Here is a 13,745-nt window from a genome sequence, read left to right as displayed (position 1 = left end):
CAAAAACGTGTACTAGGGCGTTTTCTTCCAGGTGGTCAACATGGCCGAAGTCGCACCGTAGCCGATTTTGTCCTGCCGCTGCTCCCCGGCATCGCGGCGGGCCTGCAACCCCAGGTTGTACACCAACCGCACACAGCCAAACGTCCGTGTCAACAACTCGGCCTGGGCTGGAGTCGGGTAGAAGCGGAACCTGAACCCCCGCTCCACGATCGCCCCCATCCACACAGGATAGAACACCCGTACGATCGCAGGCCCGGCGGGACGTCACCCCCGACTTCGCTTCGTTTTGGCGGCGAATCGGCTACTTCCATCCTGCTACGCAGGGCATTCCGTTTCCTCTCCGGCCGGCAAGCCGGAGGATGCACCGAAGGTTTCAGATGACCAGCCCCGAGGAGTGGAGCCCGATGGACCGGAGGACCGCGGACCGCCTGCTGCGCGGCGACCGGACCGGGCACCCGCTCGACGAGGTGCTCGCCGCGGCGACCGCACCCGGCACCGATCGGGAACTCGCCGGGGAGGCCGCCGCGCTGGCGGCGTTCCGGACGGCCACGCACTCCCCCGCGGCCCGCCGCCGCCCCTCGATCGTCCGGTCGACGCTGGCCCGGCTGCTGACCCTCAAGGTCGCGGCGGTCGCGCTCGGCACGTCGGCGACGCTCGGCGGGGTCGCCCTGACCGCGAACACCCGCTCGCTGGCCGAGAACACGGCCGAGCACCAGCCCGCCTTCTCCGCTCCGGCCACCAGACCGATCACGCCTAGGAACGCCACCCCGGTCGCCCCCACCACGCCCCGGCCATCGGCCTCGGCATCGGCGCGGCCGGACCGGGTCGCCGAGCTCTGCCGGGACTTCAGCCGCCACAACCGGGACGACCGCAGGCGTTTCCTGGCCGACGGCCGGTACGGCGAGCTGGTGGAACGGGCCGGGGACGACGACCGAGACCGGGTCGAGCGGTTCTGCGGCAGCCGGCCGCGCCCCGCGAGCAGCAGCACGCGCCCGGAACACGACTACCGGGACGACGACTACGAGCAGCAGCGGCCGGACGGTGGCGACCAGTGGTCGCCACGGCCTCGGCCGAGCGCGAGCACCAGCAGGAACAGCAGCTGGGAGCCGCGCAGATGAAGCCGGCACCCGGCGGACCGGATCTGGGGAACGGGCGGTCCGCCGGGTGCCTTTGACGGTTCAGCTACCGGTGTATGGGCCGCCCCCGCCCCGCGGCCGGTAGTTGCGCCGAAGCCAGGCGGTGGCGGCTCGGACACCGCCGCCGCCTGGCGCCTCAACCGGCTCCTGCGCAACCACCCGCGCTGTCTCAACCCGCATGAACGGCCCACAGACGCCCGCCACTCGATTGCCCATTCAAGACGGTGGCATGCGAGTTGACCCGGTAATCCGTTGGATGGACCATCTCGAAGTCTGACCGCGGCCACCGGAAAGAACGGTTCATGCTCATCTGAACAATTGATGTTGCGGAGGGCTTTGATGGTCGAAAAAGATGGGACTCCCTGCACCGCTAGCGACACCACCGAACCTCCGGACAGGGCATCGGCGCCCACGATCGCACAAGGATGGGCGTGGGCTATCCGGTGGGGAGCGGACAACATTGCCGCCAATGCCAGGCTCGCGATCGCTGCCGCCAACGGAACCGTCATCCGATCAGAAGGCGGGTTTCTGCATTTCTCAGGCCCGAATGGAGAGGTATCGACATTCATAACGCAGCTTGTCGCAGATGGCCCGCTCTCGTTCTACGTTTTGTCGATCGCGGACTTGGACTACGCGAGAGCGGTAAGCCTCAAAGACACTATCCATGCGGATCTAAAGAATCGGCTTGGCATCCCAGCCTGAACGGAACCGAGGCCGGCGGGGTGCCCCCCACCGGCCTCGGTTCGTACGACAGGCTTCGCTTTTACAGGGCGCCGAGGTAGCGCTGGCGCTCGTAGGGGGTGACCTCGCGGCGGAACTGCTCCCACTCCTGGCGCTTGTTGCGCAGGAAGAAGTCGAAGACGTGCTCGCCGAGCACCTCGGCGATCAGCTCGGAGCCGGACATCACGTCGATCGCCTCGGACAGGTTCTCCGGGAGCGCCTCGTAGCCGGCGGCCTTGCGCTCGGCCGGTGACAGCGACCACACGTCGTCCTCGGCGCCGGCGGGCAGCTCGTATCCCTCTTCGATGCCCTTGAGGCCCGCGCCGAGCATGACCGCGAACGCCAGGTACGGGTTGGCGGCCGAGTCGATCGAGCGGACCTCGACGCGCGCTGAGTTGGGCTTGCCGAACGCCGGGACGCGGACCAGGGCCGACCGGTTCAGGTGGCCCCAGCTGACGAACGCCGGGGACTCGGTGATCCGGTCCGGAAGCTGCAGCGGGAAGAGCCGCTTGTACGAGTTGACCCACTGGTTGGTGACAGCGGTGTACTCACGGGCGTGCACCAGCAGACCGGCGATGAACGACCGCGCCGTCTTGGACAGCTTCTGCGGGTCCTCGCTGTCGTAGAAGACGTTGCGCTCGCCCTCGAACAGCGACAGGTGGGTGTGCATGCCGGAGCCGGGCTGGTCGGTGTACGGCTTCGGCATGAAGGTGGCCTTGACGCCCTGCGACAGCGCCACCTCCTTGACCACGTGCCGGAACGTCATGATGTTGTCGGCCGTGGTGAGCGCGTCCGCATAGCGCAGGTCGATCTCCTGCTGGCCGGGCGCGACCTCGTGGTGGCTGAACTCGACCGAGATGCCGATCCGCTCCAGGGCAAGCACGGCCTGCCGGCGGAAGTCGCGGGCCACCGCGTGGGTGGTGTGGTCGAAGTAACCGCCGGTGTCGACCGGGATCGGCACCGAGCCGTCGTTGGCGCCGTCCTGGATCAGGAAGAACTCGACCTCGGGGTGGGTGTAGAAGGTGAAGCCCTTCTCGGCTGCCTTGGCCAGCGCCCGGCGCAGCACGTGGCGCGGGTCGGCCCAGGCGGCGCTGCCGTCGGGGAGCAGGATGTCGCAGAACATCCTGGCGCTCTCGCCGCTGACCCCGCCCTCGAACGGGAACACCTGGAAGGTGGTCGGGTCGGGCATGGCGACCATGTCGGACTCGTAGACCCGCGCGAAGCCCTCGATCGCCGAGCCGTCGATGCCGATGCCCTCCTCGAAGGCGGACTCCAGCTCGGCCGGGGCGACCGACACGCTCTTCAGCGTGCCCAGCACATCGGTGAACCAGAGCCGGACGAAACGGATGTCGCGCTCCTCGAGCGTGCGAAGCACGAACTCCTGCTGTCGGTCCACTGCCACCCCTCGTCCGAGTCCACCTACCGAGTGCGAGACTACGCTGACCATCCCCTGTGACGTCGGCCCGGGTCAGGATCCAAAGGGCCGGGTTGGGGGAAGAATGAGGGTCATGCCCACGTTGCGCATCGCCCTCGCTCAGGTGAACTCGACAGTCGGTGACATTCGCGGCAACGCGGAGTCGGTCCGCCGCTGGTCCCGCACGGCGGCCGGCGCGGGCGCGCACCTCGTCGCGTTCCCCGAGATGATGCTGACCGGCTACCCCATCGAGGACCTGGTCTTCCGTAACTCGTTCGTCGAGGCCTCGCAGCGGGCGCTGCGCACGCTCGCCGCCGACCTGGCCGCCGACGGCCTGGGCGAGCTCGCCGTCGTGGTCGGTTACGTGGACGCCGACGGCCCGCCCGCGATCAGCGCCGACGCGACGCCGGGGGTCGGGCGGCGCGACGCGTCCGCGCTGCTGCACCGCGGTGAGGTGGTCGCCACCTACTTCAAGCACCACCTGCCCAACTACGGCGTCTTCGACGAGGACCGCTACTTCGAGGCCGGCGACACGCTCACCGTGGTCCGGCTCGGCGGGGTGGACGTGGCTCTGACCGTGTGCGAGGACATCTGGCAGGCCGGCGGGCCGTTCACCGCCGCCCGGCGGGCCGGGGTCGGCCTGGTCGTCAACATCAACGCCTCGCCGTACGAGCTGAACAAGGACGACGTCCGGCTCGCGCTGGTCCAGCGGCGGGCCGTCGAGGCGGGTGCCACGGTCGCGTTCGTGAACATGGTCGGCGGGCAGGACGAGCTGGTCTTCGACGGCGACTCGATGATCGTCTCGTCGTCCGGGGAGCTGCTCGCCCGCACCGGCCAGTTCACCGAGGAGATGCTGGTCCACGATCTCGACCTGCCGCTCGCCGGCGATGACGCACCGGCCCCGGAGCACGGGGACGGGATGCGGATCAGCCACGCCACGATCGACGCCGCTCTGCCCCCGCGCGCGGAGAGGAAGAGCGGCGGCATCGCGGACCGGGTCGAGGACGAGGCGGAGATCTGGTCCGCCCTGGTGCTCGGTCTGCGCGACTACGTGAACAAGAACCGCTTCCCCTCGGTGATCTTCGGGCTCTCCGGCGGCATCGACTCGGCTGTCGTCGCCGCGATCGCCGTCGACGCCCTCGGCCCCGAGCGGGTGGTCGGCGTCTCGCTGCCCAGCGGCTTCTCCTCCGGCCACTCCAAGGACGACGCGGCCGACCTGGCCAAGCGCACCGGCCTCGACTACCGCACCGAGCCGATCCAGGCGATGGTCGACTCGTTCCTGGCGAACATGTCGCTGTCCGGCCTGGCGGTGGAGAACCTGCAGGCCCGGGTCCGCGGCGTGATCCTGATGGCGCTCTCCAACCAGGAGGGGCACCTCGTCCTGACCACCGGCAACAAGAGCGAGCTGGCGGTCGGCTACTCGACCCTCTACGGCGACTCGGTCGGCGGCTTCAACCCGCTCAAGGATGTGCCGAAGACCATGGTGTGGCAGCTCGCACGGTGGCGGAACACCCAGCCCGGAACACCCCCGATCCCGGAGAACTCGATCACGAAGGCGCCGAGCGCCGAGCTGCGCCCGGACCAGAAGGACTCCGACTCGCTGCCCGACTACGAGATCCTCGACCCGATCATCAAGGGGTACGTCGACCGCGACCTGGGCCGCGACGAGCTGATCGCGGCCGGCAACGATCCGGCGCTGGTCGACCGCACGCTCCGCATGATCGACCTCGCGGAGTACAAACGGCGTCAGTCCGCGCCCGGCACCAAGATCTCCGGCAAGGCGTTCGGCCGTGATCGTCGCCTCCCCATTACCAACTTGTTTCGCGAAGGCCTGTGAAGGTGTAACGATGTGCGGACCCGGGGACCGCACTCGCGCGGCCTCGAGGGAGGAGAAGCGCCATGTCTGAGATCCCCACCCTGTACGGTGGCCCGCCGACCCGCCGGGTCCGCACCCGTGACCTGCTCAACGCCAAGGTCCGCGGTGACCGCTGGCCGATGCTCACGTCCTACGACATGTACACCGCGCAGATCTTCGACCAGTCCGGGGTGCCGGTCCTGTTGGTCGGCGACTCGGCGGCCAACAACGTCTACGGCTACGAGACGACCGTCCCGGTCACCGTCGACGAACTGTTGCCGCTGGTCCGCGCGGTGGTCCGGGCCACCAAGACCGCGCTGATCGTCGGCGACCTGCCGTTCGGCAGCTACGAGGAGGGCCCCACCCAGGCGCTGCGCACCGCCGTCCGGTTCATGAAGGAGGGCGGCTGCCACGCGGTCAAGCTGGAGGGCGGCCGCCGGATGGCACCGCAGATCGAGGCGATCACCGGCGCCGGCATCCCGGTGATGGCACACATCGGTTTCACCCCGCAGCGCGAGCACGCCATCGGCGGATACCGCGTCCAGGGCCGGGAGAACGAGGGTGCTGAGGTCATCTCGGACGCCCGGGCGGTCGCCGACGCGGGCGCGTTCGCCGTGGTCCTGGAGATGGTGCCCGGCGAGGTCTCCAAGCAGATCACCAAGGAGCTGCCGATCCCCACGGTCGGCATCGGCGCAGGCCCCGACACCGATGCTCAGGTGCTGGTCTGGCAGGACATGGCCGGACTGCGCACCGGCAAGGCGCCGCGCTTCGTGAAGCGCTACGCCGACCTGGCCGGCGCTCTCACCGAAGCCACGCGGCAGTTCGCCGACGAAGTGCGCAACGGCGAGTTCCCCGCGGCAGAACACACCTTCTGATTTCGTACGGGGTCCGCGGCGCTCAACCGCAGCGGACCCCGTCCCGTCATGGCACCACCCGCCGGACCGCCACGTGGCACCTGACGGGCGGCCCGCTCAGGCCCGCTCGAACCCGACCGTGCGGCTGACCGGGTCCGCGGCCGTGAGCCGGACCCGGATCCGCTGGCCGAGCGGCAGGTCACCGACACACTTGGCGCGCACCGCCGGCTCGTCGAGGGCGATGGTCCCGCCGGCCGGCCGCTTCCCGTTCGCCTCGTCCCGGTCCAGCACGGCCGCCTCGAACATCTCGCCGACCCGGCCCTGCAGCAGGATGGCCTCGGCCAGGTCGATGGCACCCCGGTCGGCGGCGCCGGCGACCCGGTCCGTGGTCGACATCGCCTTCGGCAGGCGCGGCAGAGCCTGCGCCGCCCAGTCGGGGATCGCGCTTCCCTCGTACAGCGAAAGGCTCATCTCGGTCGCGTAGCGATCGGCAAGTCGCCGCAGCGGTGCCGTTACGTGCGCATAGGGCGCCCCGACCCCGCCGTGCGTCTTGTCCGGGTCAGCCTTGGCGCCGCGGTCCTCTCCGGCCTGCGTGGGGACACCGAACGCCGTGTAGGCCGCGCCGCGCAGCAGCTCGGCCGCCTGGTCGAGGAACGCCGCGCCCCGCGGATCCGCCGGGTCGACGGCCGCCACGACCGCACCGACCCGCGCCCCGTCCGGCCACGGAATGCCGAGCGGCCCGGCCGCCGCCCGCAGCTTCTCCACCGCCTCCGGCTTCGGCGCGGGCATGGTCCGTAGCAGGCCGATCCCACCGTCCAGCATGATCCGCGCCGCGGCCATGCCGGTGAGCAGCGAGATCTGCGCGTTGTGCTCCTCGATTGCCAGCGGCGCCCGCAGCACCAGCCGCCACCCGCTGCTGTCCCGCTCGACCTCCTGCGACGGCAGCGGAAGGTTGACCGCACCCCGATCCGAGGCCCGCCGCGCGAGCAGCCCGCCGATCTCCGGCAGCAGCGTCAGCATCTCCGGCGCGTTCCCCGCGTCGATCTGCCGCTGCACCCCGGCGTAGTCCAGTTTCGCCCGGCTGCGCACCCGCGCCCGCTCCAGGCGGACGGTCACGGTCTCCCCGTCACCGTCCAGATCGATCGTCCACACGACAGCCGCCCGCTCGCCGTCCGGCAGCAGACTGACCGCATCCTCACTGAGCACCGGCGGATGCAGCGGAACCCGCCCGTCCGGCAGATAGATGGTCTGCCCCCGAACCCAGCTCTCCGCCTCCAGCGGCCCACCCGGCCGCACATAGGCGGCCACATCGGCGATCGCGTAGTGAACCCGATAGCCACCACCGGCCCGCCGGCTCAGGTGCATGGCCTGATCGAGATCCCGCGACGTGGCCGGATCGATCGTCACGAACTCGATCCCCGTCAGATCCCGCTCAGGCAGCCGCGTCCCACCGGCCGCGTCTCCCGCCTCAGCGAGCACCGCCTCCGGGAACTCGTCCGGCAACCCCAGCTCCCGCCGCAGCCCCGAGAAGTCGATCTGCGGCGCCACCACCCGTTTGATCGGCACGGCTCATTCCTACCAGCCCGCACCCGGCGCCCGCCCGCCACCCGTTGCGCGCTGCCGGGTGAGGACACCCGGCAGCGCGCTACGGTCACTGTCAGCGACGGCGTGCCACCGCACGCGACGCCTGAACCGGCTCGCTCTTGGCGGCGCCACGAGCGGTTCGAGCACTTCCCGGCGTACGGCTGGAAGCACCCGCGTTCACCCCGGAACTCCGCCCGCCCCGCGTGGCCTTGGCCCCGTTCCCGGTGCCGGCCGCCGCCTTGCCGGTTGCCGCCTTGCCGGCGTTCCCGGTGCCGGTCGCCGCCTTGCCGGTTGCCGCTTTGCCGGTTGCCGCCTTGGCCCCGCTTGCGCCGGTCGCCGCTTTGCCGGCGTTTCCGGCGCCGGCCGCCGCTTTGCCACCCGTCGCCCGCGCGGGCGACGACTTGGCGTTGGCAGCCTTGGCCGCGGTGCTCTGGGACGCGGTCGACCTGCTCGCCGCCGTCCTGCTCGCCGCGGCCTTGCCGGTGGCGGTCCGGCCCGTGCCGCTGTTCCCGCCGCTTGCCCTGCCCGCGGCGCCCCGGGTCGACGCCGTCGTCCCGCTGACCGTCGCGGCAGCTCCCGCAGCCTTCGCCGCGGCACCGGCCGCCTCCGCTGCCGCGCCGGCCGCCTTCGCTGCGGCTCCGGCTGCTTTCGCGGTCGCCTTGGCCACCTTCGCGGCTGCGGCGCCGGTCGGCTTCGTCAGCGCTCCGACGGCTTTCGCCCCGGTCGCCTTCGTCCCGGTCGCCTTCGTCCCGGTCGCCTTTGTTGCGGTCGCCTTCGCCCCGGTCGCCTTCGTTCCAGCGGCCTTCGCCCCGGCGGCCTTCGTTCCGGTCGTCCTTGTTCCTGTCGCCTTCGCTCCGGCCGCGGTGGCCCTCGCGATCGTTCCGGTGCTCCGCGCCCCGGTACCTGCTGATCTCGCAGTGGCCGTCCGCGCCGTCGTGCCCTTGGTGGCCGACGCCTTGGTCCCCACGGCCTTCGTCGCCGTCGCCTTGGTGCCCACGGCCTTGACCCCGGCGGACTTCCCGGCAGCAGCCCCGGCTCCCGTGGCCCTGGTAGCGGTCGATCCCGCCCCCGGCGCGCGGGTCGCCGCTGCTTTTCCGGCCGCCTTCTTCGCGGCTTTGCCCGCCGCTCCGATTCCAGCGGCCTTGGCCACCGCGGAACCCGATCCAGCGGTCTTCGCAGTTGCGGAACCACGTCCAACGGTCTTCGCGGCACCCGACCCGGTCCCGGCGGTCTTTGCCGGCGCGGACCCACGTCCGGCGGCCTTCGCGGCGGCACCCTTCGCAGCGGTCCCCCGCCCCGCCGCCTTGACCGGCGCTGCCTTGACCGGGGCAGCCTTCGCCGACGTGGCCTTACCGGATGTGGCCATCCGGCCCGTACCGGCCGCTGCCGAACCCGCCGTTACCTTGGCCGCCGTCTTCTTCGCAGCACCGGTTCCGCCGGCTGTCTTCACTCCGGAGCTCCGGCCTGCACCGACACCGGCGGTCCCGCCCGCAGTTCTCTTCGCCCCAGTGCCCGCGGCCGTCACCTTCGTACCGCCGGCAGTGTTCTTAGCGGCACCCCGCCCCGCGACGGCACGAGTACCGGCTGCCTTGGTCGAAGCCGCCTTCGCCCCGGTGCCGCGGCCCGTGCCGGCAGCAGCGTCCCCAGCAGTCTTGGCAGCCGCCTTCCTGGCGGTCGCCGCCTTGCCCGTTCCCGCAGCCTTCGCCGCAGTGACCCCGGCAGCCGCGCCCGTAGCCCTGGCTCCCGCAGCCTTGCCGACCGCCACCTTGCTGGCCGCCGCCTTGGCACTCGCAGCCTTGCCGACCGCCACCTTGGCACCCGCACCCGACGAGGTCGCCGCTTTCCCAGCCGCCGCTTTCCCAGCCGTAGCCTTCCCAGCCGCAGCCTTCACAGCCGTCCCCGCGGTCCCAGCCCGCGTCCCGGCCTTCGCCGCTGTTCGCGCGGTCCCGGCCGTCTTACCGGCCATCGCCCCCGTACCCGCGGCAGCCTTGGCCGCCCCGCTGCCGGCCGCAGCCTTGCTCGCGGTCTTCCTGGCCGCCGTGGTCGTCGTCGCGCTTCCCGCCGCAGCCTTCTTCGGCGCTGACGCCTTCGTCCCAGCCGCGCCGGTACCTCGTGCCTTGGCCGCCGCACTGCCGGCCGTCGCCCTGCCGGCCGTCGCCCTGGTACCGGCCGTCCTTCCGGCCGCTTTACCCGCAGCGCTGTCAACGAGGGTCTTGGCTCCGGCCGCCTTGGCGCCCGCTGCCTTGGCCCCTGCCGCCCTGCCGCCAGCGGTGGCCTTGGCCGCCCCCGCAGCCGTCGCCTTACCCGCCACACTCCGGGAAGACGAACCAGCAGCCGTCGCCTTGGTGCCGGCCACCTTCGTGCCCGTCGCCTTGGCAGCTGTGGCCTTCCGGCCGGCGGATTCCGCGATGCCGGTCTCCGTCCTGCTCCCGGCCGTGGCCCTGGTCGTCCTGGTGGCGGCGGTACGTCCCGTGCTCGCCTTCGCACCCCGTCCAGCAGCCGTCCCTCGCGTACCGGTGGTCGCCGAGGTCCCCTCAGTCCGTGCAGCGCGTCGACCGTCGGTGGCCTTGATCGCGGTAGCTGCCGCCCCCGCGGCCTTGGCCGCCGTCGTAGCGACCTCCGCAGCCTTGGCCGCCGTGGTCGCGGCCTCCGCAGCCTTGGCGGCCGCCCTACCCGCCGTCGCCTTGCCCGCCACAGCCGTCTTCGTCGCGGCGGCCCGGGTCGCGGCTGTCTTGGTAGCGGCTGTCTTGGTAGCGGCTGTCTTGGTAGCGGCTGTCTTGGTAGCGGCTGTCTTGGTAGCGGTCTTGGTGGCCGTCTTCTTGGGCGCCGTGACCTTGGCAGCGCCCGCCGATACCCCTGCCCGGCCAGCGGCGGTCCCCGTACGGGTACCTCGTCGCGCCGGAGTCACGGCCGGCTGGTCTGTCACCTCGTCGAGCTCGGCCGCGACGTCCTCAGCGATCTCGTCCTCGTCGAACCGGTCGTCCTCCGAAGCGGCCGCGGCACGGCGTCCCGTGCCCAGGGACGCGTCATCCCGCTTACCGGCCGCAGGCGTTCCGCTCGCGGCAACGGCCGGCACCGGCTCGATCGCCTCTTCGTCGAGACCCTCGTCCAGCTGGGCTTCGGCATCGTCGTCTTCGTCGTAGTCGTTCTCGTCGTCGTCGTAGTCGTAGTCGCCCTCGGCGTCGTCCGCACCGGAGTCGTCGGGCAGGCCGAGCGCCGAACCCCCGGTCGCCGCCTCGATCGGCTGCCGGAGGTCATCGTCCTCGGCTTCGCCGTCCGGGCCGTCTACCGATTCGGCGTCGTCGTCCCCGTCCCCGTCCAGGTCGCGTCCATCCATGCTCGAGACCCGAGCCAGCGTCGAGACCCAGCCCGACTCGACGGCGTCCGCCGGACCGGTGTACTCGGGAAGATCCTCGTCGTCGGACTCGTCCGACTCGGTGTCATCGCTGCCGATCGCTTCCAGATCGGGCCGGTCGGCACCCCACTGGTCCGATTCTTCATTCGGTTGTACGGGCCCGCGGTGCGGTGGGAACCATCCGCCCACGAAGGAGATGTCCTGCGGCGCACCGGTGTCGGCGTTCTCGTCGAATTCGGACTGCCCCCCGGAGCCGACCTGGTCCGGACGCATCCGCGCGGCCAGGTAGTCGCTCGCACGCCCTTGAGCGGCCTCGTCCCAGTTCCCGGCGTCACCGGTCGAGACGGTCACCTGGTTCTTCGGCAGGTTGCTCGTGGCCGCCGCGACACGCCGCGCCCCACCGGCACGCCCACCGCGGGAAGCCGCCTTCCCGCTCGCCGCGGCCTTCCCGCCCGTGGACCGGATCGGCACCACGACCGCGCTCTTGGCCGCCCTACCCGTCGCGGAGACCTTGCCGGCGGCCCGGCCGCTACTGACGGCCGTGCCGGCCACACCCCTCGAAGACTTACCGGCGGCCGTGCCGGTCGCGCCTTTCACAGCCTTACCGGCGGCCGTGCCGGTCACGCCCTTCACAGCCTTACCGGCGGCCGAGCCGGTCACGCCCTTCACAGCCTTGGAAGCGGTGTTGCCCGCTGCCCGCTTCGCCACAGGCGCGGCTTTGACCGCCGTCCTAGCGGCGACACTCCTGGCCGGCTTGGTCAACGTAACGGTCTTGGCGGCCGCCGCTGCGACACTCCCCGGTGCGGTCCGGATCCCCTTGCCAGCAGCTGGAGCGCTCTTCCCTGCAGCGCTCACCGCGGACCGGCTCCTGCCGGCCGCGGCTTTCGCTCCAGCGGGCGCCCGGCCGGTCAACGCGGTAGCGGGCGCACCACCCTCACCCGTCGCGGCGCTGCGGCTCGCCCGGCCGGCCTTCGCGGTTCCCGACCCGCCGGCCGTGGCTTTACCCGCGGATACCGAGACCGAGGCCCGACCCGTCGCAGCGGCCGGCTTCGATGCCGCAACCGCCGTTGACCGCCCGGCGGCACTCCGGCTTCCGGGTGCCGCAGCCGCGACGGCCCGGCCTTTGGCGGGTGCGGCAGCTGGGGTGGTGCGACCTTTGGCAGCTACCGCCGCCGTGCCGCTACGTCCTTTACCGGTCGCCGCGGCCTTCTCAGCCGTCGCCACCCGAGCAGCGACCACACGGACCGGCTTACCGGCAGCGACAACTGCCTTCTTCGGGCCGGCGGCCTCCGCGGACGCCCGTCCCCCGGTCCGCTGCGCCGCGACCTTGGCGGTCCCCGCCTTGGGCCGGGCGACGCCACCCGCACTCTCGGCCCTGGAACCGGTCGCGGTCATCCGCTTGCTACCAGCGACCGCGGTCTTCCCCGCAGCGGTCCGGCCACCGGCAGCACCGGTCGCCTTACCCGCGCGACCAGAGACGGGACCCGAACCGGCCGCGCGAGCAGACGCAGCAGTCCCACGAGCCGACACGGCGCCCGAACCGGCCGCGCGAGCAGACGCAGCACCCGAACCGGCCGCGCGAGCAGACGCAGCAGTCCCACGAGCCGGCGCGGCGGCCGAGCCGGCCGCGCGACCCGCGGGCACCCGGGCGCCGGCGGCCTTGGTCGTCGCGCCCGTAGCGGTCCGGCTCGCGCTGGTCTTCGACGCCACAGCGCGGGTGCCCGGAACCGTTGCGCGCTTCCCCGCCGCTGCCGGCCTGGCGGTGCTCGGCTCGGACGCGGAGCGCTGCGCCACCGGCCGGCGAACGGCAGCCGTGGTCTTGCCGGCGCCTGCCGCCGCGGCTTTCGCGGGCGACCGCTTGGCGGCGGGGGTGGCCGGTGCCACGGTGGTCTGCCTGGTGCGGCTCGCGCCCGTGGCGCTCCGGGTCGTGGCCGGGGTCCGTGGCTTCACGATCCCGGTTTCCGAAGACGATGCCGAACGGCCCGTGGCCGAGTTCTTTCCGCTGACCGCGCTTGCTTTCCTGGCCGGTTGCCGCACGGCGACCGGCTCCGCCGCACTCTTCTTCGCGGCGGCCTTCACCACGGCGGCCTTCACTGCGGCTGGCTGAGACTTCCCGGTCGTACGGGACGACGCCGCCCGGACGGCCGACGCGTCGGGCTTCGGCTTGGCCGAGGAGCGAACAGTGCCGGACCTGCTGGAAGTGCCGCCGACGGCGCCTCGCCCGGCCTTGGCGGCGGTCTTGGGCGCCGGGCTTTTCGCGGAAACGACCGGTGCGGCCGTGGAACGGGTAGCCTTCCGAGGGGTCGAACCCGTGGAGGCTTTGGCGGCGGTGGCGGTCGCGCGGCTGCCCGTACCGGATGGGGTGGTTCTGCGTTCCGATCCTCTGCCTTCGGCAGCGGGCCCTGTCGAAGCCTTTTTGGCAGCGGGCATCGAGGTGTTCCTCCTTGCGAATGACTGAACTTTTTCAACGTGGCGAGGCGCCGGTCCACAGACCCGCAGGGCTCGGCCCGATGCCAGGTTGAGAGAGGTTCACTGCGGGCACGTCCGCGCCGGGAGACTCACGGCTCCGGCTCGGTCGGCCGGAGGGCGGGATTACGTCAGCTGGCTTCCCCTGTCCAGCGGGCGTCCTCGGCATCCCACTCGGCATTGCGCTTCTCGACGGTCTCGAGTGCCCGCGTCGCTTCGTCAGCCGTGGCGTAGGGACCGAGCCGGTATTGAGCGGGGCACACGTCGTCGCCGCTCTCCACCCGGTGGTCGCGAAGGCACCAGAAATAGCCCGCTCCGCCCAGCCCACTGTCGTTCATTCCATCACTGTGCCGCTAAAACC

The 13,745-nt window shown here is 71.8% G+C and carries 10 protein-coding genes; 5 read left to right on the top strand and 5 right to left on the bottom strand.

Annotated features, from left to right (window positions below; translation table 11 throughout):
- Positions 1-12: 12 nt before the first annotated feature.
- The gene (locus tag CLV67_RS50990) at positions 13-219 is read right to left on the bottom strand and encodes a helix-turn-helix domain-containing protein (RefSeq protein ID WP_146169029.1); all 207 of its coding nucleotides are present in this window, start codon (positions 217-219) and stop codon (positions 13-15) included.
- Positions 220-377: 158 nt separating this feature from the next.
- Here CLV67_RS50990 and CLV67_RS09180 point away from each other — a divergent pair, with 158 nt between their 5' ends.
- Positions 378-1,118, top strand: a complete 741-nt coding sequence (locus tag CLV67_RS09180) for a hypothetical protein (protein ID WP_106316745.1) — start codon at positions 378-380, stop codon at positions 1,116-1,118.
- A gap of 781 nt (positions 1,119-1,899) precedes the next feature.
- Here CLV67_RS09180 and glnA read toward each other — a convergent pair.
- Positions 1,900-3,252 carry a type I glutamate--ammonia ligase gene (glnA, locus tag CLV67_RS09175; RefSeq protein WP_106316744.1) on the bottom strand — a complete coding sequence of 451 codons (1,353 nt, stop codon included), beginning with the start codon at positions 3,250-3,252 and terminating at the stop codon, positions 1,900-1,902.
- A gap of 112 nt (positions 3,253-3,364) precedes the next feature.
- Between glnA and CLV67_RS09170 the strand changes: the two genes are divergently transcribed.
- Both CLV67_RS09170 and panB read left to right on the top strand, forming a co-directional pair.
- Positions 3,365-5,107 (top strand): NAD+ synthase, encoded by a 1,743-nt coding sequence (locus tag CLV67_RS09170; RefSeq protein ID WP_106316743.1) that lies wholly within the window; start codon positions 3,365-3,367, stop codon positions 5,105-5,107.
- 62 nt (positions 5,108-5,169) lie between these two features.
- Positions 5,170-6,000 carry a 3-methyl-2-oxobutanoate hydroxymethyltransferase gene (gene panB / locus CLV67_RS09165; protein ID WP_106316742.1) on the top strand — a complete coding sequence of 277 codons (831 nt, stop codon included), beginning with the start codon at positions 5,170-5,172 and terminating at the stop codon, positions 5,998-6,000.
- Between the two features lie 96 nt (positions 6,001-6,096).
- Here the strand turns inward: panB and CLV67_RS09160 are convergent, their stop codons facing one another.
- Both CLV67_RS09160 and CLV67_RS51765 read right to left on the bottom strand, forming a co-directional pair.
- A complete protein-coding gene (locus tag CLV67_RS09160; RefSeq protein ID WP_106316741.1) occupies positions 6,097-7,545 on the bottom strand; it encodes an RNB domain-containing ribonuclease in 1,449 nt (482 codons plus the stop codon).
- A 91-nt stretch (positions 7,546-7,636) separates the two neighbouring features.
- A complete protein-coding gene (locus tag CLV67_RS51765) occupies positions 7,637-11,626 on the bottom strand; it encodes a hypothetical protein (protein ID WP_170153774.1) in 3,990 nt (1,329 codons plus the stop codon).
- 952 nt (positions 11,627-12,578) lie between these two features.
- On the opposite strand from CLV67_RS51765, the gene CLV67_RS09145 reads away from it, so the two are divergent.
- Positions 12,579-13,025 (top strand): hypothetical protein, encoded by a 447-nt coding sequence (locus tag CLV67_RS09145; protein WP_106316738.1) that lies wholly within the window; start codon positions 12,579-12,581, stop codon positions 13,023-13,025.
- A gap of 75 nt (positions 13,026-13,100) precedes the next feature.
- Entirely contained in the window at positions 13,101-13,376 is a 276-nt protein-coding gene (locus tag CLV67_RS50985) for a hypothetical protein (RefSeq protein ID WP_146169027.1), read from the top strand.
- Between the two features lie 139 nt (positions 13,377-13,515).
- Here the strand turns inward: CLV67_RS50985 and CLV67_RS09140 are convergent, their stop codons facing one another.
- Positions 13,516-13,722 carry a hypothetical protein gene (locus tag CLV67_RS09140; RefSeq protein ID WP_106316737.1) on the bottom strand — a complete coding sequence of 69 codons (207 nt, stop codon included), beginning with the start codon at positions 13,720-13,722 and terminating at the stop codon, positions 13,516-13,518.
- Positions 13,723-13,745: the final 23 nt, after the last annotated feature.

It is taken from the genome of Actinoplanes italicus (assembly GCF_003001815.1).
Lineage (GTDB): Bacteria > Actinomycetota > Actinomycetes > Mycobacteriales > Micromonosporaceae > Actinoplanes > Actinoplanes italicus.
Note: the sequence above shows the minus strand (reverse complement) of the source record. Positions and strands in the feature narration are given on the sequence as shown.